A 20,467-nucleotide genomic window follows, 5' to 3' on the forward strand; every position below is an offset into this window, starting at 1 on the left:
CATTCTGGGAAACAAGAGTTTTTGTGAGAAGTCCTATTTCTTAAATGAGGTGTAACGACATGAGACAATCCCTGACTTTCATTCCAACTCTTCGAGAGGTGCCGGCAGATGCTGAGGCAAAAAGTCATCAGCTATTAGTAAGAGCTGGATTTATTAGACAAAACACGAGCGGTATCTATCATTACCTGCCTTTAGCACATAAAGTGATTCAGCACATTCAAGCCATTGTTCGCAAGGAAATGGAAAAGGCGGGAGCAGCTGAGCTGTTAATGCCAGTGCTGCAGCAAGCAGAAATGTGGCAAGAGTCAGGAAGATGGTATACATACGGTCCAGAACTCATGCGTATGAAAGATCGCCACGGCCGCGAGTTTGCACTTGGCCCAACACACGAAGAAGTGATCACATCACTCGTACGCAGTGAAGTCAAATCGTATAAAAAGCTTCCTTTGACACTGTATCAAATCCAATCTAAATTCCGTGATGAACAAAGACCTCGCTTTGGGTTATTGCGCGGACGTGAATTTATTATGAAGGACGCCTATTCATTCCACTCTTCACCAGAGAGCCTTGATGACACATACAACAAGATGTTTACAGCTTACTCGAATGTCTTTTCAAAAGTAGGTCTTAACTTTAGACCCGTCATTGCCGATTCTGGGGCAATGGGAGGAAAAGATACACATGAGTTTATGGCGCTGTCAGAAGTAGGAGAAGATACAATCGCATACTCTGACACATCTTCCTACGCTGCGAACATTGAAATGGCTGAGGCTGTGTATCACGGAGAAGAAGCAAACCCTGCGGACTTCAAAGAACTTGAGAAAGTACACACGCCGCAGGTAAAGACGATACAAGATGTTGCGGCATTCTTAGAAGTCGCTCCTTCTACATGTATCAAATCTGTCTTGTTTAAAGCGGACGATGCGTATGTACTTGTCCTGACAAGAGGCGATCATGAAGTAAATGATGTGAAAGTGAAAAACTTAGTTGGAGCACAGCTTGTTGAGCTTGCTTCACGTGAGGAAGTACTAGACGTGATCGGAACAGAACCAGGATTTGTTGGACCAGTGAAGCTTGAAGCGGAAGTAACGATTTATGCAGACCACGCTGTAAAAGGAATGACAAACGCAGTTGTAGGTGCAAATGAATCGGATTATCACTATGTCAATGTTAATCCTGCTCGTGATCTGTCAGTGAAGGAATATACAGATCTTCGCTTGATTCAAGAAGGAGACGTTTCTCCAGATGGTGAAGGCACAATCCAGTTCGCAAAAGGAATTGAAGTAGGACAAGTCTTTAAACTAGGCACGCGTTATTCAGAGGCAATGGATGCAACATACCTCGATGAAAATGGACGTGCGCAGCCAATGATCATGGGCTGCTATGGCATCGGAATTTCTAGAACTCTTTCTGCGATTGTTGAACAGCATCATGATGACAAGGGGATTATTTGGCCAGAAACAGTTGCGCCATATGATCTTCATCTACTTGCCTTAAATATGAAAAACGATGCACAAAAGGAACTGGCTGAAACGCTGTATGAGCGTTTACAGGAAGAGGGCTATGATGTCCTTTTCGATGACCGCCAAGAGCGTGCAGGCGTTAAATTTGCCGACAGTGACTTAATTGGACTGCCAATTCGCATTAGCTGCGGGAAACGTTCAGAAGAAGGTATTGTCGAAGTGAAATTCAGAAAATCAGGTGAATCACACGAAGTATCTGTTGATGAACTGATTTCATTTATACGCCAAGCATAAAAAACGAACAAAAAAATGAAGGTACCTCCTGCAAAAAAGAGGTACCTTTCTGATTTGCAAAAGGAGGGTCCTGTCTTGGATGAACAATTACCGATTACCCGGCGGCAATTTCATATATTACTCAATCAGATTCAAATGACAGATGATGACCTCAGTCGTTACTTTGAAGAAGGCGAGATCGTCAAATTGACGGTGCATAAGGCGGCAAAAACGTGGCATTTCCATTTTAAATTTAAGGCGCTTTTGCCTTACCAAGTATATGCAATGTTTTTAAGCAGGCTGACAAATGCATTTTCTCATATTGCACAAGTTACTTGTACGATTGAAGTCAATGATCCGCACATATCTGAAGAGCTCGTTCAATCGTATTGGTCCCATTGTGTGGAAGAGCTTCAAGGGATTTCTCCCCCAATCATCAGCTTGCTTCAACAGCAAAAACCAGCCCTGTCTGGACATAAGATCATCATCAAAACAAAAAGCGAAACTGAGGCTCTAGCCATCAAGAAGAAATATAGCCCAATGCTTCAGGCTGCATTTAAACAAGTTGGTTTTCCAGAACTTCAATTTGATACAGAAATTTTTGTATCAGATCAAGAGATTCAGAAGTTCAGAGAACAAAAACTTGCTGAAGATCAAGAAAGAGCCATGCAAGCCCTTGTTGAGATGGAGAAGAAGGAAAGTGAGGATCAAGAGGAAGCTCCTTCTGGCCCTCTGATGATTGGCTATCAAATCAAAGACAATGAAGAAATACGTACGCTTGATAGTATTATGGACGAAGAAAGACGAATCACCGTCCAAGGGTATGTGTTCGATGCAGAAACGCGCGAACTAAAAAGCGGCAGAACCCTTTGTATCTTTAAAATTACCGATTATACGAATAGTATTTTGATCAAAATGTTTGCGAGAGAAAAAGAAGATGCTCAGCTCATGAAATCCTTGAAAAAAGGGATGTGGGTCAAAGCAAGAGGAAGCATTCAAAACGATACGTTTGTGAGAGATCTTGTCATGATCGCAAATGACGTCAATGAAATGAAACCTCAGCTGAAAGAAGATACTGCACCAGAGGGAGAAAAGCGTGTTGAGCTTCATTTGCATTCGCCAATGAGCCAGATGGATGCTGTCACTGGCATCGGTAAACTTGTTGAACAAGCAAAAAAATGGGGGCATGAGGCCATTGCCCTGACAGATCACGCCGTTGTACAATCCTTTCCAGATGCGTATGCAGCAAGTAAAAAGCATGGCATCAAAATGATGTACGGGGTGGAAATCAATTTAGTCGATGACGGGGTACCGATTGCGTATAATCCAGAGCACCGCTTGTTAGAAGATGCGACGTTTGTCGTATTTGATGTTGAGACAACAGGACTCTCTGCTGTGTATGATACGATCATTGAGCTTGCAGCCGTGAAAATCAAAGGCGGGGAAATCATTGACCGCTTTGAGGCATTTGCAAACCCTCATCATCCGTTATCAGCCACAACCATTGAACTAACCGGTATCACGGATGATATGGTGAGAGATGCACCAGATGTGGTCGATGTTGTTCGGGATTTCAAAGAGTGGATTGGACAAGATATCCTTGTTGCTCACAATGCGAGCTTTGATATGGGCTTTTTAAATGCAGCATATAAGCGACTGTTAAAAACAGATAAAGCGTCAAACCCTGTCATTGATACACTAGAACTCGGCCGATTCCTTTATCCTGAATTTAAAAATCACCGGCTGAACACGCTGTGTAAAAAGTTCGATATTGAACTCACGCAGCATCACCGGGCGATTTATGATGCAGAAGCAACTGGGTACCTCATGCTGAAGATGCTAAAAGATGCGGCTGAAAAAGAGATTGCCTACCACGATCAATTGAACGAAAACATGGGGCAGTCCAATGCGTATCAGCGCTCACGTCCTTACCATGCAACGGTGATTGCACAAAATGAGACGGGTCTAAAGAATTTATTTAAGCTTGTTTCACTTTCTCATATTCATTATTTCTACCGCGTGCCGCGTATCCCGCGCTCACAGCTTGAGAAATATCGAGAAGGTTTAATTGTTGGGTCTGCTTGTGATAAGGGTGAAGTGTTTGAAGGGATGATGCAGAAGTCACCTGATGAGGTAGAAGACATTGCTGCATTTTACGACTATTTAGAAGTTCATCCGCCAGAAGTGTATCAGCATTTACTCCAGCTGGAGCTTGTTCGGGATGAACGTGCATTAAAAGAGATCATCACAAACATTGTAAAACTTGGTGAAAAACTGAATAAACCAGTCGTGGCGACTGGAAATGTGCACTACCTGCATCCAGAAGACAAAATTTATCGCAAAATCTTAATTTCATCACAAGGCGGGGCGAATCCACTCAATCGTCATGAACTGCCAAAAGTTCATTTTAGAACAACTGATGAAATGCTAGAAGCCTTCTCTTTCCTTGGAGACGAGAAGGCGAAAGAGATTGTCGTGACGAATACGCAAAAAGTATCTGAGATGGTCGAAAGTATTAAACCAATCAAAGACGATCTTTATACACCAAAAATCGAAGGTGCAGATGAAGAAATTCGGGAAATGAGCTATAACATGGCTCGCGGCATCTACGGTGACGATTTACCGAAAATTGTAGAAGACCGGATTGAGAAAGAATTAAAGAGTATTATTGGTCACGGTTTCGCTGTTATTTATTTAATTTCTCATAAGCTTGTTAAGAAATCACTTGATGATGGATATCTAGTTGGTTCAAGGGGGTCAGTTGGTTCATCTCTCGTTGCGACATTAACAGAGATTACAGAAGTGAACCCGCTTGCGCCGCACTATGTATGTCCAAGTTGCAAGCACTCTGAGTTCTTTAATGATGGATCGGTTGGCTCAGGATTTGACCTTCCTGATAAAGACTGTCCTGAATGCGGGACGCCGTATAAAAAAGACGGACACGATATTCCGTTTGAAACGTTCTTAGGTTTTAAAGGAGATAAAGTGCCCGATATCGACTTAAACTTCTCAGGAGAATATCAGCCGATTGCCCATAACTATACGAAAGAGCTGTTTGGTGAAGAGTATGTATACCGCGCAGGTACAATCGGTACCGTTGCAGAAAAAACGGCATATGGTTATGTGAAAGGCTACGCAGGAGATCATAACCTTCATATGAGAGGTGCTGAAATTGACCGGCTTGTACAGGGCTGTACGGGCGTCAAACGGACAACGGGCCAACATCCAGGCGGTATTATCGTAGTGCCGGATTATATGGACATTTACGATTTCTCACCAATTCAATATCCAGCAGATGCGACAGGTTCTGATTGGAAAACGACACATTTTGATTTCCATTCAATCCATGATAACTTGCTGAAACTAGATATTCTTGGACACGATGATCCAACGGTCATTCGGATGCTTCAGGACTTGAGCGGAATTGATCCAAAAACGATTCCGACAGATGATCCTGAGGTCATGAAAATCTTCCAAGGAACGGAACCTCTCGGTGTCACAGAAGAACAAATTGGATGTAAAACGGGAACACTTGGGATCCCAGAGTTTGGCACAAGGTTTGTTCGTCAGATGCTTGAGGATACAAAACCGACCACCTTCTCGGAACTTGTTCAGATCTCTGGTCTATCTCACGGTACAGATGTATGGCTCGGCAACGCCCAAGAGCTGATTCATAATAAAACGTGTGAACTAAGCGAAGTGATTGGCTGTCGTGATGATATTATGGTCTATCTGATTTATCAAGGTTTAGAGCCGTCACTTGCCTTTAAAATCATGGAATCTGTTCGTAAAGGGAAGGGACTTCCTCCTGAATGGGAAGAAGAAATGAAGAATAATAACGTACCGAACTGGTACATTGATTCTTGTAAAAAGATTAAATACATGTTCCCTAAAGCCCACGCGGCTGCTTATGTATTAATGGCCGTTCGAATTGCTTATTTCAAGGTGCACCATGCACTTCTGTACTATGCGGCTTATTTTACCGTTCGTGCTGATGATTTTGATATCGAAACGATGACAAAAGGATCGAATGCGATTCGAGCGGTCATGGACGATATTAACTCAAAAGGTCTTGATGCATCACCGAAAGAGAAGAACCTATTAACTGTACTAGAGCTTGCACTTGAAATGTGTGAAAGAGGCTATCACTTTAAAAAAGTAGACCTATACCGATCAAGTGCCACTGAGTTTATCATTGATGGAGACGGGCTAATCCCGCCATTCAACTCCATCCCTGGACTCGGAACAAACGTTGCGTTAAATATTGTACGCGCACGCCAAGATGGTGAATTCCTTTCAAAAGAAGATTTACAAAAACGAGGAAAAGTGTCTAAGACCATCCTTGAGTATTTGGATCGTCAAGGCTGCTTAGAAGCACTTCCTGATCAAAACCAGCTTTCTTTGTTCTAATGTGAAAAATGAAGAGCGCCCTTAAAGGGCGTTTCAGCATGTAGACAAACCCTCGCATTCTTTGTCAGTCCTGCGCTCCGGTGCTCACGAATGTCAAATTCGCTCTGCTCCGGTGCTCGTCCTTCCTAGACTGCAAAGGTTTTCTATCACGCTGAAAAGAAGACAAAGGGCTAAAATAAAGTTCATTTTAGCCCTTTGTCAACAATCTGGAGCGCCCTTAAAGGGCGTTCTTTTTATATATACAATAAAATTATTATGTAAACTAAAATATTTTAACTGGAATTATTTTCTTGTTGGTTCATATATCTTGATTTAACGTCGTGTTTTGAGAGAAGAGATTGTATGTCATTCTTTCTACCCAAATAGAGCAAAAAAGAGAATTTAGCCGTCTGAAATGTTCTCATACGACATATGATCATTTTGGGTACAGTCACATGAAGAATCAGGAGAAAACCCTCGGTGAGCGTCAAGCTGATGGCTGTTTACTATGCACATTTTTGAAACACGCTTGATTCTTTTCAACACTGTACAAAACACGTACGGAATGACAAGGAGGTGGTCATTTCTTGTTCAATGTTTCACGTTTTAAAAAAAGAAGGGGTGAGAAGTAGGTACATGTCAGATTACAACTATGTAGAGGTGCTTCAAAAATCCATTTTGTTTTACGAAGCCCAGCGTTCCGGAAAGCTTCCTGAAAGCAATCGTCTTAACTGGCGAGGGGATTCTGGACTAGAGGATGGGAAAGATGTTGGTCATGATTTAACAGGCGGCTGGTACGATGCTGGTGATCATGTGAAGTTCGGGCTTCCGATGGCTTACTCGGCAGCCGTGCTTGCATGGACAGTCTATGAGTACCGAGAAGCTTACGAAGAAGCAGAGCTGCTTGATGATATGTTAGATCAAATCAAGTGGGCAACCGATTATTTTTTGAAAGCCCATACAGGTCCAAATGAATTTTGGGCACAAGTAGGCGATGGGAACGCGGATCATGGCTGGTGGGGTCCAGCAGAAGTGATGCCGATGAACCGGCCAGCATTTAAAATTGATGAACATTGTCCAGGAACAGAAGTAGCCGCCCAAACGGCAGCCGCTTTAGCAGCAGGTTCAATTATTTTTAAAGAAACAGACGCGCCTTATGCAGCAAAGCTTCTCACCCATGCAAAGCAGCTTTATGCATTTGCTGACCAATATCGCGGTGAGTATACAGATTGTGTCACCAATGCTCAGCCATTTTATAATTCCTGGAGCGGCTATATTGATGAGCTCATTTGGGGTGGAATATGGCTGTACTTGGCGACAAATGACCAGACCTATTTAAACAAAGCACTAAAAGCAGTAGAAGAATGGCCGAAGGATTGGGATTATACGTTTACGATGTCGTGGGACAATACCTTTTTTGCTTCGCAAATTTTACTTGCGAGAATCACAAAGGAGAAAAGGTTTATCGAATCGACGGAGCGTAATCTCGATTACTGGTCGACGGGTTTTGTTCAAAATGGAAAAGTAGAAAGAATCACTTATACGCCTGGCGGACTAGCGTGGTTAGATCAATGGGGTTCACTTCGTTATACAGCAAATGCTGCATTTTTAGCGTTTGTGTACGCAGATTGGGTCTCTGATCAAGAAAAAAAGAATCGATACCAAACGTTTGCGATCAGGCAAACACACTATATGTTAGGGGATAATCCGCAAAATAGAAGCTATGTCGTTGGGTTTGGCAAAAATCCGCCGATGCATCCACACCATCGAACTGCACATGGCTCATGGTCTAATCAGCTGACAACTCCTTCTTCTCATCGGCACACGCTTTATGGAGCGCTTGTTGGGGGGCCTAATGCACAGGATCAGTATACCGATGACATCTCTGACTATGTATCAAACGAGGTAGCAACAGACTATAATGCCGCCTTTACTGGAAATGTAGCCAAAATGGTGCAGTTGTTTGGTCAGGGGCAGTCAAAGCTGCCGAATTTTCCGCCTAAAGAAAAAGTGGAAGATGAGTTTTTTGTAGAGGCAGCTGTCATGAGTAACGATACAACATCTACTCAGATCAAAGCCATTCTATACAATCGATCAGGCTGGCCGGCAAGAAGTAGTCAATCACTTTCTTTTAGATATTATGTCAATCTAAGTGAGATATTTGCGAAGGGATTCACTGATAAAGATATTCAAGTGACAGCTGTTTACAATGAAGGCGCTTCCTTAACTCCGTTAACGGTGTATGACGCATCATCCCATATCTATTTTACAGAAATCGATTTTACTGGCGTAGCTATTTTTCCAGGAGGTGAATCGCTTCATAAGAAGGAAATACAGTTCCGGTTATCTGCGCCAAATGGTGCGAATATATGGGATGCCTCAAATGATTATTCCTTTCAAGGATTAACATCCAATATGCAGAAAACAGCGAGAATTCCTGTTTTTGATCAAGGTATTTTAGAATTTGGTACGCTTCCGAATAAATAAATATAAAGGGTGAGGACATGACAAATAAAGAACGGTTTTTAACGCTTTATCATCAAATGAAAAACGATGCGAATGGATATTTTTCAAAAGAAGGCATTCCGTATCATTCCGTTGAGACACTCATTTGTGAGGCACCTGATTACGGGCATATGACCACTTCAGAAGCTTACAGCTATTGGTTATGGCTTGAAGCATTGTATGGTCACTACACAGGCGATTGGAGCAAACTAGAAGCGGCTTGGGATAATATGGAGAAGTTTATCATTCCAGTAAACGAAGATGGACATGACGAACAGCCGCATATGAGTTCTTACAATCCATCTAGCCCAGCCACATACGCTTCAGAGAAACCATATCCAGATCAATATCCGAGCCAGTTGACGGGTGCTCGCCCTGCTGGTCAAGATCCAATTGATCATGAACTGAGGTCAACTTACGGAACGAATGAAACGTATTTAATGCACTGGCTTCTTGATGTAGACAACTGGTATGAATATGGGAATTTGCTCAACCCATCACATACAGCCGCATATGTAAACACATTCCAGCGGGGTCCACAAGAATCCGTATGGGAGGCCATCCCTCATCCATCACAAGATGATAAAACGGCCGGAAAGCCCAATGAAGGTTTCATGAGCTTGTTCACAAAAGAAAATCAAGCGCCAGCCGCCCAGTGGCGCTACACAAATGCGACGGACGCTGATGCACGTGCGATACAGGCAATGTATTGGGCAAAGGAACTTGGCTATAATGGTTCAGCCTATCTTGATAAAGCGAAAAAGATGGGGGATTTCCTTCGTTACGGAATGTACGATAAATATTTTCAAACAATTGGAAGCGGCAAGCAAGGTAATCCGTATCCTGGAAATGGAAAAAGTGCATGTCATCACTTAATGGCATGGTATACCTCTTGGGGCGGGGGACTTGGAGAATATGCGAATTGGTCATGGCGTATCGGAGCGAGCCATTGTCATCAAGGGTATCAAAACCCAGTCGCTGCCTACGCTTTATCCTCAGATAAGGGAGGCTTAAAGCCATCGTCACCGACTGGTGCAAGTGATTGGGAAAAGACGTTAAAGAGACAGCTTGAATTTTACGTCTGGCTTCAATCAAAAGAGGGAGCGATTGCAGGAGGTGCTACCAACAGCTGGAATGGAGACTATAGCGCTTATCCAGCAGGAAGAAGCACATTTTATGATATGGCTTATGAAGATGCGCCTGTTTACCATGATCCTCCGTCCAATAACTGGTTTGGAATGCAAGCATGGCCGATTGAGCGTGTAGCAGAGCTTTATTATATCTTTGCAAAAGATGGCGACAAAACATCTGAAAATTTCCAAATGGCTAAATCTGTCATCACAAAATGGGTCAACTATTCACTAGATTATATTTTTATTGGCACGCGTCCTGTGTCGGATCAAGATGGGTATTTTTTAGATGGTCAGGGTCAAAGGATTCTAGGGGGGGCAAATGTGGCTGTTGCTACGACGAGTGCACCCGGAGAGTTTTGGATTCCTGGGAATATAGAATGGAGCGGTCAGCCTGACACTTGGAGCGGATTCCAATCTGCAACAGGTAATCCAAATTTAACGGCAGTTACAAAAGATCCTACTCAAGATACTGGTGTACTGGGCAGTCTCATCAAAGCGCTCACATTCTTTGCTGCTGCAACACAGAAAGAGACAGGGAACTACACAGCACTTGGCATAAGAGCAAAAGAGACAGCGGCACAGCTCCTTGAGGTTGCTTGGAATTACAATGATGGTGTAGGGATTGTGACAGAGGAAGACAGAGAAGACTACCACCGTTTCTTTAAAAAAGAAGTGTACTTCCCAAATGGCTGGAACGGAACATTTGGTCAAGGAAATCAGATCCCTGGTTCCAGCACCATTCCTTCTGACCCGCAGCGAGGAGGTAACGGAGTGTATACGAGCTTTGCAGATCTTCGTCCGAAAATCAAGCAAGACCCAGCTTGGTCAGCCCTGGAGAGTAAATATCAATCATCTTTTAATGAAGCAACAGGCAAATGGGAAAACGGAGCGCCAAGTTTCACCTATCACCGTTTCTGGTCGCAAGTTGATATGGCTACAGCTTATGCAGAATACCATCGTCTCATAAACGAATAGAACGTAGTGCAGCTGCCGGCTTTTTTAGTCGGCGGTCTTCTCATAAGATAAATGAAGTGAAAGCAAAGGTGATGTCATTATGGTTAAAAAGAAAGAATTTATGAATCATTCATCGAATGGCGGATCACAGGAACAAGAAAATCAAAGCTGGAGAAAAGAAGCAAATGATCGAATCTTACAACATAGACAAAGAGAGCTTGTCATAAACGTCATCAATAAGGAAAAAAAGCCAGTTGCCGGAGTAGAGGTGGAAATAAAACAAATCAGACATGAATTTGCATTTGGTTCAGCAATGAATGACCAAGTACTATTCAATCAAACGTATGCTGATTTTTTTGTCCAACATTTTAATTGGGCTGTGTTTGAAAATGAGGCAAAATGGTATGCTAATGAGCCTGAAAGAGGGAAAATAACCTACGAAAAAGCAGATACCATGCTGAATTTTGCCAATAGACACCAAATTCCAGTGAGGGGGCACGCCTTATTTTGGGAAGTAGAGGATGCCAATCCAAACTGGCTGAAATCATTACCGAATCATGAAGTATATGAAGCCATGAAAAGGCGGCTTGAACATGCAGGGAATCATTTTAAAGGAAAATTCCGTCATTGGGATGTAAACAACGAAATGATGCATGGCTCATTTTTTAAAGACCGGTTTGGGAAACAGATTTGGAAATGGATGTATGAAGAAACGAAGAAAATTGACCCTCAAGCCTTGCTGTTTGTCAATGATTATAATGTAATCTCATACGGCGAACATCACGCATATAAAGCACATATCAATGAACTTCGTCAGTTGGGGGCACCAGTTGAGGCCATTGGAGTTCAAGGTCACTTTGCAGATCGAGTGGATCCAGTCGTTGTAAAAGAAAGACTAGATGTGCTTGCTGAGCTTGGTCTACCGATATGGGTGACAGAGTATGACTCTGTTCATCCGGATGCCAATAGACGAGCGGATAACTTAGAAGCTTTATATCGGGTAGCCTTTAGTCACCCAGCCGTAAAAGGTGTGCTGATGTGGGGATTTTGGGCAGGTGCTCATTGGAGAGGTGAGCACGCAGCCATCGTGAATCATGATTGGTCGTTAAATGAAGCAGGCAGGCGTTATGAAAAGCTTCTACAGGAGTGGACGACACAAAGAGTGGAAAAAACAGATGCGAATGGCCAAGTGACATGTCCAGCGTTTCACGGGACGTATGAGGTTCGAATTGGTGAAGAAAGTAAAATGTTGCAGCAGCAGACGATTGAACTTGACTCAGCTAAACAAACACCACTTCAACTAGATATCATCGTACCAGTAGAATAAGAGATTGTGAGGAGAATGGAATGAAAAAATGGGTTCAACGGGTGGCTTGTTTTATGCTGCTGATCACTTTATGGGCGGGTTGGTTCACTCTGACCGTAAAGGCCTCCTCCTATGTGCAAACATCTGGTACACATTTTGTATTGAACAACCACCCATTTTACTTTGCTGGCACAAATAATTATTATTTCCATTACAAATCAAAAAAGATGGTAGATGCTGTTTTTGACGATATGAAGGCAATGGATTTAAAGGTTATTCGTATTTGGGGATTTCACGATGGTACCCCTCAAGAAAACTCAGTCTTACAATCTCGTCCAGGTGTTTATGAAGAATCCGGTTTTCAAAAACTAGACTATGCGATTTATAAAGCAGGGCAGGAAGGAATCAAGCTGGTCATCCCACTCGTGAACAATTGGGATGACTTTGGCGGGATGAATCAATATGTGAAGTGGTTTCAGGCAGGATCACATGATCACTTTTATACAGATCCTCGGATTAAAACAGCTTACAAAAACTATGTGCGCTATGTATTAGAGAGAACCAATACGTACTCAGGTGTTCAATATAAAGATGATCCTGCTATTATGACATGGGAGCTCGCCAATGAGCCGCGCGCTCAGTCAGACCCTTCGGGAAATATACTAGTAAACTGGGCAGATGAAATGAGTGCATGGATCAAATCAATTGACTCGAATCACCTTGTTGCAGTAGGAGACGAAGGGTTCTTTCGCATGACAGGTCATGACGATTGGTTTTACAGTGGGGGAGAAGGTGTTGATTGGGATCGTTTGACTGCTCTCCCTCATATTGATTATGGAACCTATCATTTATACCCGGATCACTGGAATCAGTCTGCTGTATGGGGAGTGAAATGGATCAAAGATCATATCACCCGAGGAAACGCAATTGGCAAACCTGTTGTATTAGAAGAGTTTGGCTATCAAAATCAAGCAGCCCGTCCTGATGTATATGATAGCTGGCTGAAGACAATTGAACAGCTCGGAGGCGCAGGTAGCCAATTTTGGATTTTAACAAGCATTCAAGACGATGATTCCCTCTACCCGGATTATGACGGTTTTCGAGTTTTAAAGGAGAGCCGGGAGGCAGGAATCATTCGTGAACACGCCAAAAGAATGAATGAAAAGAACTGATGAAGAATGCCTGTTTATAAGGAACTTCATTTGCATAAAAAAATTGGATATGGTATAGTTTTTATGGAAATGCTAACGATTACCGAGACAAGAGTGGGGAAACCCGCTCTTTTGTATTGAACAGGCAATTTTTGTCTCGACATTATTCATCCGTTTTCTGCTCCCCCTGCTCACAATAAAGCAGGGTTTTTATGCAGAATGATTGATAAGAGCGTTTATCGAAAGCACAAGGAGGAAGAGAATGAGCAAAAAAGTAGTGGATATCGTAAGCGACATGGTGCAGCCAATTTTAGATGGCTTACAGCTTGAACTCGTTGATGTTGAATTTGTCAAAGAGGGTCAAAACTGGTTCCTTCGCGTATTTATTGACTCTGACAAAGGCGTCGATATCGAGGAGTGTGCCAAAGTGAGCGAAGCCTTGAGCGAAAAGCTTGATGAGGCAGATCCAATTAGCCAAAACTACTTTCTTGAAGTGTCCTCTCCTGGAGCGGAGCGCCCATTAAAGAAAAAAGCTGATTTTGAAAAAGCACTTGGAAAAAATGTTTTCATGAAAACATACGAACCAATTGATGGTGAAAAGGCATTTGAAGGTGAGCTTACAAGCTTTGATGGTGAGATTGCAACAGTGACAGTGAAGATCAAGACAAGAAAGAAAGAGATCAATATTCCATACGAAAAAATTGCTAACGCAAGATTAGCAGTTTCGTTCAATTAACCTTTTCATTGATATAAGGGGGAACCATAAAAATGAGTAGTGAGTTGTTAGATGCCCTGACTGTTCTTGAGAAAGAGAAGGGCATTAGTAAAGAAATTATTATTGAAGCGATAGAAGCTGCACTCATTTCTGCATACAAGCGTAATTTTAATCAAGCACAAAATGTGCGTGTTGATTTAAACCGTGAAACGGGAACGATTCGCGTATTCGCAAGAAAAGATGTTGTAGATGAAGTGTATGATTCTCGCCTTGAAATTTCTGTAGATGATGCAGCAAATATCAACCCGAATTACATGGTTGGTGACGTGGTTGAAATTGAAGTCACACCAAAAGATTTCGGACGCATTGCAGCTCAGACAGCGAAACAAGTCGTGACGCAGCGAGTGAGAGAAGCAGAGCGAGGTGTGATTTACACTGAGTTTATCGATCGTGAGGAAGACATCATGACGGGAATCGTTCAGCGAATTGACAGTAAATTCATTTACGTGTCACTTGGCAAAATCGAAGCCCTTCTTCCGGTCAATGAACAAATGCCAAATGAGGACTACAAACCACATGACCGCATTAAAGTGTTCATTACGAAAGTAGAAAAAACAACAAAAGGACCACAAATTTATGTATCAAGAACACACCCAGGTCTTTTAAAGCGTTTATTTGAAATCGAAGTGCCAGAAATTTATGATGGTACTGTAGAGCTTAAATCTGTCGCTAGAGAAGCAGGGGACCGTTCTAAAATATCTGTTCGTACAGATGATCCTGATGTTGATCCAGTTGGTTCTTGTGTAGGACCTAAAGGTCAGCGTGTACAAGCAATTGTCAATGAGCTGAAAGGCGAAAAAATTGACATTGTTCATTGGTCGAATGACCCTGTTGAATTTGTTGCCAATGCGTTAAGTCCATCAAAAGTTCTTGATGTCATTGTAAATGAAGAAGATAAGGCGACAACTGTCATTGTCCCTGATTATCAGCTGTCATTAGCCATTGGTAAAAGAGGTCAAAATGCGCGTCTAGCAGCGAAATTAACGAGCTGGAAGATTGACATTAAAAGCGAAACAGATGCAAGAGAACTCGGTATTTTCCCAAGAACTGAAGACTCTGAATCTCTTTTCTTAGAGGCTGAACCAGTAGCTGAGGAATCTGACGAATAAGAGGTGATATAAAAGGTGAAAAGCCGAAAAAAAATCCCGCTTAGAAAATGCGTCGTGACGGGAGAAATGAAACCAAAGAAAGAACTGATTCGCGTTGTTCGTTCAAAAGAAGGTGAAGTGTCTGTTGACGCAACCGGAAAAATGAACGGGCGCGGCGCTTACCTTTCTCTCGATAAAGAAACCATTCTTGCGGCGAAGAACAAACGTAGTTTACAGCAGCAATTTCAGACACAGATTGACGAACACATTTTTGAAGAATTACTAGAACTAGCTGAAAAGGTGAAAAAACCGAATGACTGAATCTGAATGGTATCCTTTGCTTGGTCTAGCAAATCGAGCTCGTAAAGTCGTGTCAGGAGAAGATCTGGTGATCAAAGAAATTAGACATGCGCGTGCTAAGCTGGTTCTTCTTGCAGCAGATGCCTCATCCAACACAGAGAAAAAGGTATCTGACAAATGCAAATTTTACAATGTTCCGGTTAGAAAAGTTGAAGACCGTTCCGTTCTCGGACGTTCTATAGGGAAGGAAGCTCGCGTAGTTGTCGCTGTCACTGACCAAGGCTTCGCTAAGAAGCTCATAAGCTTGCTCGATTAATTTATTTGGGGGTGAACGAATGGCTAAAGTGAGAGTATATGAATACGCAAAAGCCATAGATGTTTCAAGTAAAGATATTATAGCAGCGCTTAAGGATATGAACGTGGAAGTGAACAACCACATGGCGACGCTTGAAGACGACACTGTGAAAAAGCTAGACGCTATCTATAAAAAAGCCAAAGCAAAAGAGACAGCTAACGAGAAACCCGCAGAACAAAAAAAACAATCATCTAACAAAAACAATGATAGAAAGAAGAATGACGTGCAGAATAATCAATTTAATAAAAACAAAAAAAACAACAACCAAAACAAAAACAAAAATAAACGCGGCGGCAACAACAAGGCGCAGCATCAGCAAGCAAGACCTGTGAAGCCGAAAAAAGAGCTTCCTGAAAAAATTGAATTTACAAATTCAATGACAGTCGGCCAGCTTGCTGACGAGCTTGGCAAAGAAACTGCTGAAATCATCAAAAAACTGATGATGCTTGGTGTCATGGCTACGATCAACCAAGAGCTCGACAAAGATACAGTCGAATTAATTGCTTCTGAATATGGTGTTCCAGTAGAAGAAGTAATCATTTTAGAAGAAACTGAACTTGAAAAGTATGAAGTTGAAGATAAAGAAGAAGATATGCAAGTACGCCCTCCAGTAGTAACGATCATGGGACACGTTGACCACGGGAAAACAACGCTTCTTGACAGCATTCGTAAAACGAAAGTTGTTGAAGGCGAAGCGGGTGGAATTACGCAGCATATTGGTGCATACCAAATTGAAGAAAACGGCAAGAAAATCACGTTCCTTGATACACCAGGACACGCAGCTTTCACTACGATGCGAGCACGCGGTGCTGAAGTAACAGATACGACGATCTTGGTCGTTGCAGCAGATGACGGTGTCATGCCGCAAACGATTGAAGCGATCAACCACGCAAAAGCGGCAGAGGTGCCAATCATTGTGGCTGTCAATAAAATTGACAAACCAACAGCGAACCCTGACCGCGTGATGCAGGAATTAACTGAGCATGGTCTTGTACCTGAGGCTTGGGGCGGCGAAACCATTTTCGTTCCTTTATCTGCAAAAACAGGTGAAGGCATTGACGAATTGATCGAAATGATCCTTCTTGTCAGCGAAGTAGCAGAACTAAAAGCCAACCCAAATCGTGCGGCAAAAGGAACTGTGATCGAGGCTGAGCTTGATAAAGGAAGAGGTTCTGTTGCAACCCTTCTCGTTCAAACTGGTACACTTCAAGTAGGTGACCCAATCGTTGTCGGAAATACATTTGGCCGTGTACGTGCAATGGTCAATGACATCGGACGCCGCGTGAAAACAGCAGGACCATCTACACCTGTTGAAATCACTGGTTTAAATGATGTACCGCATGCAGGGGATCAGTTCCTCGTATTCAAAGATGAAAAAACAGCTCGTCAAGTCGGTGAGGCGCGTGCGTCTAAACAACTTGATGAACAGCGTTCAGACAAAGCGAAATTATCTCTCGATGACCTATTTGAGCAAATCAAACAAGGTGATGTGAAAGATATCAACTTAATCGTAAAAGCAGACGTACAAGGTTCTGCTGAAGCACTGACGGCAGCTCTTCAAAAAATTGAAGTAGAAGGCGTCAAAGTGAAAATCATCCATACGGGTGTTGGAGCGATTACAGAATCTGATATCATTTTAGCAAGTGCTTCTAATGCGATTGTGATCGGATTTAACGTACGTCCTGATGGCAATGCGAAGAGCACAGCTGAAACAGAAAACGTAGATATTCGCTTACACCGCATCATCTACAAAGTCATCGATGAAATTGAAGCTGCAATGAAAGGGATGCTTGACCCTGAATATGAAGAAAAAGTCATCGGTCAAGTTGAAGTTCGTCAAACGTTCAAAGTATCAAAAATCGGTACAATTGCTGGTGGCTATGTCACTGAAGGTACCATTACTAGAGACAGTGGTATCCGCTTAATTCGTGATGGCGTCGTCATCTTTGAAGGTGAAGTCGACGTATTAAAACGATTCAAAGACGATGTGAAAGAAGTTTCACAAGGCTATGAATGTGGTATTACCATTAAGAAATACAATGATATCCGTGAAGGTGATGTCATGGAATCATTCGTTATGCAAGAAATCGAAAGAAAATGATCGGTTATACCGAGTGTGAGTGTATGATCTATGATGCATCCTCACTGAAGGAAAAACGTGCGGTTCTGCAGCGTATCATGACAAGAACGCGCCATAAATTCAATGTGACCATTGCTGAAATGGACTATCAGGATACATGGCAGCGTACTTCGATCGGAATCGCCGTCATTTCCTCCTCCCGGGTTCAAGTGGAAAAGGAACTTCAGCGTGTGTTAAGCTTTATTGATTCTTTTCCGGAAATTGAACGAACGATCACGAAAACTGAGTGGTTTTAACTAGAGGTGATAAGATCATGAGTATGAGAGCAACCCGTGTGGGTGAGCAAATGAAAAAAGAATTAGGCGACATCCTTGGCAGAAAGCTAAAAGATCCAAGAATCGGCTTTTTGACTGTAACGGATGTTGAAGTATCCGGTGATTTACAAATTGCCAAAGTCTACATTTCTGTTCTTGGCGACGAGAAGAAAAGAGAGGAAACCTTAAAAGGCCTTGCAAAGGCAAAAGGGTATATCCGCTCTGAAATTGGCAATCGAATCAGACTTCGCAAAACACCAGAGCTTCACTTTGAATTCGATGAGTCTGTAGATTACGGTAACCGAATTGAAAGCCTGATTGCTGAACTAAACACAAAAGATCACGAATAAGACGTTGAAATAAGGATAGGCGATGATCGTCTGTCCTTTTTCATCGTTTATGAAAGGAGAGAACGCAGGTGCAAAACGGTGTTCTTTTATTACATAAAGAAAGAGGCATGACCTCTCACGACTGTGTGTTTAAAGTGAGAAAGATATTACACACAAAAAAAGTGGGACATACAGGGACACTCGATCCAGAGGTTTCAGGTGTTCTGCCTATTTGTATTGGACGAGCGACAAAAATTGTGGAGTACTTAACAGATAAATCGAAAACGTATGATGCGGAAATCACCATTGGATTTTCTACAACGACAGAAGACCAAACAGGTGAAGTAGTAGAAGAAAAAAAGGTGCCGGTACCGATGTCAGAAGATGACATTGATGCTGCGTTGAAACAATTTGAAGGAACCATTGAACAGATCCCTCCGATGTTTTCTGCTGTGAAAATTGGCGGAAAAAAGCTCTATGAATATGCAAGGCAAGGCATTGAAATTGAACGTCCAAGCCGTGAAATTACCATTCATCGCATCGAGCGGACAACATCTGTCACATTTGAAAATGGTAAGGTATCCTTTAGATTCACCGTACTGTGTTCAAAAGGCACATATGTGAGAACGTTAGCCGTCGATATCGGAAAAAAACTTGGGTTTCCAGCCCACATGTCTCACCTCATTCGCATAGGATCTGGTGACTTTACGTTAGATGAATGTATCACTCTTGATGAGTTGCGGGAGATCAGCGAGAAAGGAACGGTTGAGGAACATCTTGTGCCGATCGAGCGTGCGCTCAATCATTTGCCGAAATGGGAGATAAATGATACATTAGCAAGTAAAGTGGAAAACGGTGCAGTCCTACCTATGCCTGATGAATTTGCTCATTTTGCAGAGGAAGATCGTGTCGCTGTCTTTGCTCCTTCAGGCCGTTGTATGGCGATTTATATGAAACACCCGACCAAACAGAACCTGATGAAGCCGGCGAAGATTTTATCACAGGACAAGCAATCTTAAAGAAAAGGTGACCATCTCGTGAAGACTATACATATTTCACACCCACATACATTGAATCAAAAGGATCAAGTCCCGTCTGTGATGGCTTTAGGGTATTTTGACGGTGTTCACCTCGGACACCAAAAAGTGATTGATGCAGCGAAAAACATTGCGGAAAAAGAGGGTTTAGCTCTAGCTGTCATGACTTTTCATCCGCATCCATCACATGTTCTGCAAAAAGCACGTGAACCAAAAGACTTAATCACACCGCTTGAGGATAAGATTGATTTTATCGAACAATTAGGTGCTGACTACTTATACATTGTGCAATTCAGCGAAAGCTTTGCAGCACTGTCTCCTCAAGACTTTGTCGATCAATATTTGGACGAACTGAATGTGAAGCATGCAGTCGCTGGTTTCGATTTTACATTCGGCCGGTTTGGCGCAGGCACAATGGAAACGTTTGACGAATACGGGAAAGGGCGGATTGCTGCGACCATTGTACCTAAGCTTTCCAACCAAGACCGGAAAGTCAGCTCAACCCTTATACGTTCCGCATTGAAAAATGGAGACGTTGAATATGTGAGTGAGCTTTTAGGCAAACCGTATCAGCTGCGAGGCATTGTGATTCATGGAGATAAACGAGGACGCACGATTGGCTTCCCAACCGCCAATGTTGGTTTATCTGCTGAATACATCATCCCGCCAACAGGCGTATATGCAGTGAGAGCGGAAGTGAAAGGCAAGGTGTATGACGGTGTTTGTAACGTTGGCTACAAACCAACATTTTATGAAAAACGTCCTGATCAGCCTGCGATTGAAGTGAACCTTTTTGATTTTAACGAAGAAATTTATGGTGAACCGATTAAATTACAGTGGTACAAACGGATTCGCAGTGAACAAAAATTTAACGGTATTCAAGAATTAACGGCTCAAATTAGTCAAGATAAAGAAGAAGCGATTCAGTTTTTTCAAAATTATCTTCATTAAACAAAAAAATCGCAGAAAAACCGCTCTATCATTTGCAAAATCGGCATATTTTTAGTATGATAAT

The 20,467-nt window shown here is 42.5% G+C and carries 15 protein-coding genes; all 15 read left to right on the plus strand.

Going from position 1 to position 20,467, the window contains the following annotated elements; genetic code table 11:
* Positions 1–59: 59 nt before the first annotated feature.
* The 15 genes from ID12_RS12765 to ribF all read left to right on the plus strand — a co-directional run bounded on the left by ID12_RS12765 (position 60) and on the right by ribF (position 20,403).
* Entirely contained in the window at positions 60–1,757 is a 1,698-nt protein-coding gene (locus tag ID12_RS12765; protein ID WP_050827265.1) for a proline--tRNA ligase, read from the plus strand.
* 75 nt (positions 1,758–1,832) lie between these two features.
* Positions 1,833–6,146: a PolC-type DNA polymerase III gene (locus ID12_RS12770; RefSeq protein WP_050827266.1), complete on the plus strand. Its 4,314-nt coding sequence runs from the start codon at positions 1,833–1,835 to the stop codon at positions 6,144–6,146.
* A 573-nt stretch (positions 6,147–6,719) separates the two neighbouring features.
* Positions 6,720–8,612, plus strand: a complete 1,893-nt coding sequence (locus ID12_RS12775) for a glycoside hydrolase family 9 protein (protein WP_017359075.1) — start codon at positions 6,720–6,722, stop codon at positions 8,610–8,612.
* A gap of 17 nt (positions 8,613–8,629) precedes the next feature.
* Positions 8,630–10,738 (plus strand): glycoside hydrolase family 48 protein, encoded by a 2,109-nt coding sequence (locus tag ID12_RS12780; protein ID WP_050827267.1) that lies wholly within the window; start codon positions 8,630–8,632, stop codon positions 10,736–10,738.
* 79 nt (positions 10,739–10,817) lie between these two features.
* Positions 10,818–12,044, plus strand: a complete 1,227-nt coding sequence (locus ID12_RS12785) for an endo-1,4-beta-xylanase (RefSeq protein ID WP_050827268.1) — start codon at positions 10,818–10,820, stop codon at positions 12,042–12,044.
* 20 nt (positions 12,045–12,064) lie between these two features.
* Entirely contained in the window at positions 12,065–13,195 is a 1,131-nt protein-coding gene (locus tag ID12_RS12790; RefSeq protein ID WP_050827269.1) for a glycoside hydrolase 5 family protein, read from the plus strand.
* Positions 13,196–13,436: 241 nt separating this feature from the next.
* Entirely contained in the window at positions 13,437–13,910 is a 474-nt protein-coding gene (rimP, locus tag ID12_RS12795; protein WP_008344744.1) for a ribosome maturation factor RimP, read from the plus strand.
* A gap of 32 nt (positions 13,911–13,942) precedes the next feature.
* A complete protein-coding gene (gene nusA, locus ID12_RS12800; RefSeq protein ID WP_007499530.1) occupies positions 13,943–15,058 on the plus strand; it encodes a transcription termination factor NusA in 1,116 nt (371 codons plus the stop codon).
* 15 nt (positions 15,059–15,073) lie between these two features.
* Positions 15,074–15,358 (plus strand): RNase P modulator RnpM, encoded by a 285-nt coding sequence (gene rnpM / locus ID12_RS12805; protein ID WP_008344742.1) that lies wholly within the window; start codon positions 15,074–15,076, stop codon positions 15,356–15,358.
* Positions 15,351–15,653, plus strand: a complete 303-nt coding sequence (locus ID12_RS12810) for a YlxQ family RNA-binding protein (protein ID WP_007499528.1) — start codon at positions 15,351–15,353, stop codon at positions 15,651–15,653. The genes rnpM and ID12_RS12810 overlap by 8 nt, the downstream gene beginning before the upstream one ends.
* Positions 15,654–15,672: 19 nt before the next feature.
* The gene (gene infB / locus ID12_RS12815; protein ID WP_007499526.1) at positions 15,673–17,793 is read left to right on the plus strand and encodes a translation initiation factor IF-2; all 2,121 of its coding nucleotides are present in this window, start codon (positions 15,673–15,675) and stop codon (positions 17,791–17,793) included.
* Entirely contained in the window at positions 17,790–18,068 is a 279-nt protein-coding gene (locus ID12_RS12820; protein WP_017359071.1) for a DUF503 domain-containing protein, read from the plus strand. Before infB ends, ID12_RS12820 begins: the two co-directional genes overlap by 4 nt.
* Before the next feature lie 17 nt (positions 18,069–18,085).
* The gene (gene rbfA, locus ID12_RS12825; RefSeq protein ID WP_007499525.1) at positions 18,086–18,436 is read left to right on the plus strand and encodes a 30S ribosome-binding factor RbfA; all 351 of its coding nucleotides are present in this window, start codon (positions 18,086–18,088) and stop codon (positions 18,434–18,436) included.
* A 68-nt stretch (positions 18,437–18,504) separates the two neighbouring features.
* Positions 18,505–19,434 carry a tRNA pseudouridine(55) synthase TruB gene (gene truB / locus ID12_RS12830; protein WP_048002817.1) on the plus strand — a complete coding sequence of 310 codons (930 nt, stop codon included), beginning with the start codon at positions 18,505–18,507 and terminating at the stop codon, positions 19,432–19,434.
* Positions 19,435–19,452: 18 nt separating this feature from the next.
* The gene (gene ribF, locus ID12_RS12835) at positions 19,453–20,403 is read left to right on the plus strand and encodes a bifunctional riboflavin kinase/FAD synthetase (RefSeq protein WP_035392042.1); all 951 of its coding nucleotides are present in this window, start codon (positions 19,453–19,455) and stop codon (positions 20,401–20,403) included.
* Positions 20,404–20,467: the final 64 nt, after the last annotated feature.

The organism is Bacillus altitudinis (assembly GCF_001191605.1).
Classification (GTDB): Bacteria; Bacillota; Bacilli; order Bacillales; family Bacillaceae; genus Bacillus; species Bacillus altitudinis.

What these genes read in the sequence shown, in the direction of transcription:
- ID12_RS12765 (WP_050827265.1), top strand. Translation starts at nt 60, where the DNA reads ATGAGACAATCCCTGACTTTCATTCCAACTCTTCGAGAGGTGCCGGCA.
- ID12_RS12775 (WP_017359075.1), top strand. Translation starts at nt 6,720, where the DNA reads ATGTTTCACGTTTTAAAAAAAGAAGGGGTGAGAAGTAGGTACATGTCA.
- ID12_RS12780 (WP_050827267.1), top strand. Translation starts at nt 8,630, where the DNA reads ATGACAAATAAAGAACGGTTTTTAACGCTTTATCATCAAATGAAAAAC.
- ID12_RS12785 (WP_050827268.1), top strand. Translation starts at nt 10,818, where the DNA reads ATGGTTAAAAAGAAAGAATTTATGAATCATTCATCGAATGGCGGATCA.
- ID12_RS12790 (WP_050827269.1), top strand. Translation starts at nt 12,065, where the DNA reads ATGAAAAAATGGGTTCAACGGGTGGCTTGTTTTATGCTGCTGATCACT.
- rimP (WP_008344744.1), top strand. Translation starts at nt 13,437, where the DNA reads ATGAGCAAAAAAGTAGTGGATATCGTAAGCGACATGGTGCAGCCAATT.
- nusA (WP_007499530.1), top strand. Translation starts at nt 13,943, where the DNA reads ATGAGTAGTGAGTTGTTAGATGCCCTGACTGTTCTTGAGAAAGAGAAG.
- ID12_RS12810 (WP_007499528.1), top strand. Translation starts at nt 15,351, where the DNA reads ATGACTGAATCTGAATGGTATCCTTTGCTTGGTCTAGCAAATCGAGCT.
- infB (WP_007499526.1), top strand. Translation starts at nt 15,673, where the DNA reads ATGGCTAAAGTGAGAGTATATGAATACGCAAAAGCCATAGATGTTTCA.
- ID12_RS12820 (WP_017359071.1), top strand. Translation starts at nt 17,790, where the DNA reads ATGATCGGTTATACCGAGTGTGAGTGTATGATCTATGATGCATCCTCA.
- rbfA (WP_007499525.1), top strand. Translation starts at nt 18,086, where the DNA reads ATGAGTATGAGAGCAACCCGTGTGGGTGAGCAAATGAAAAAAGAATTA.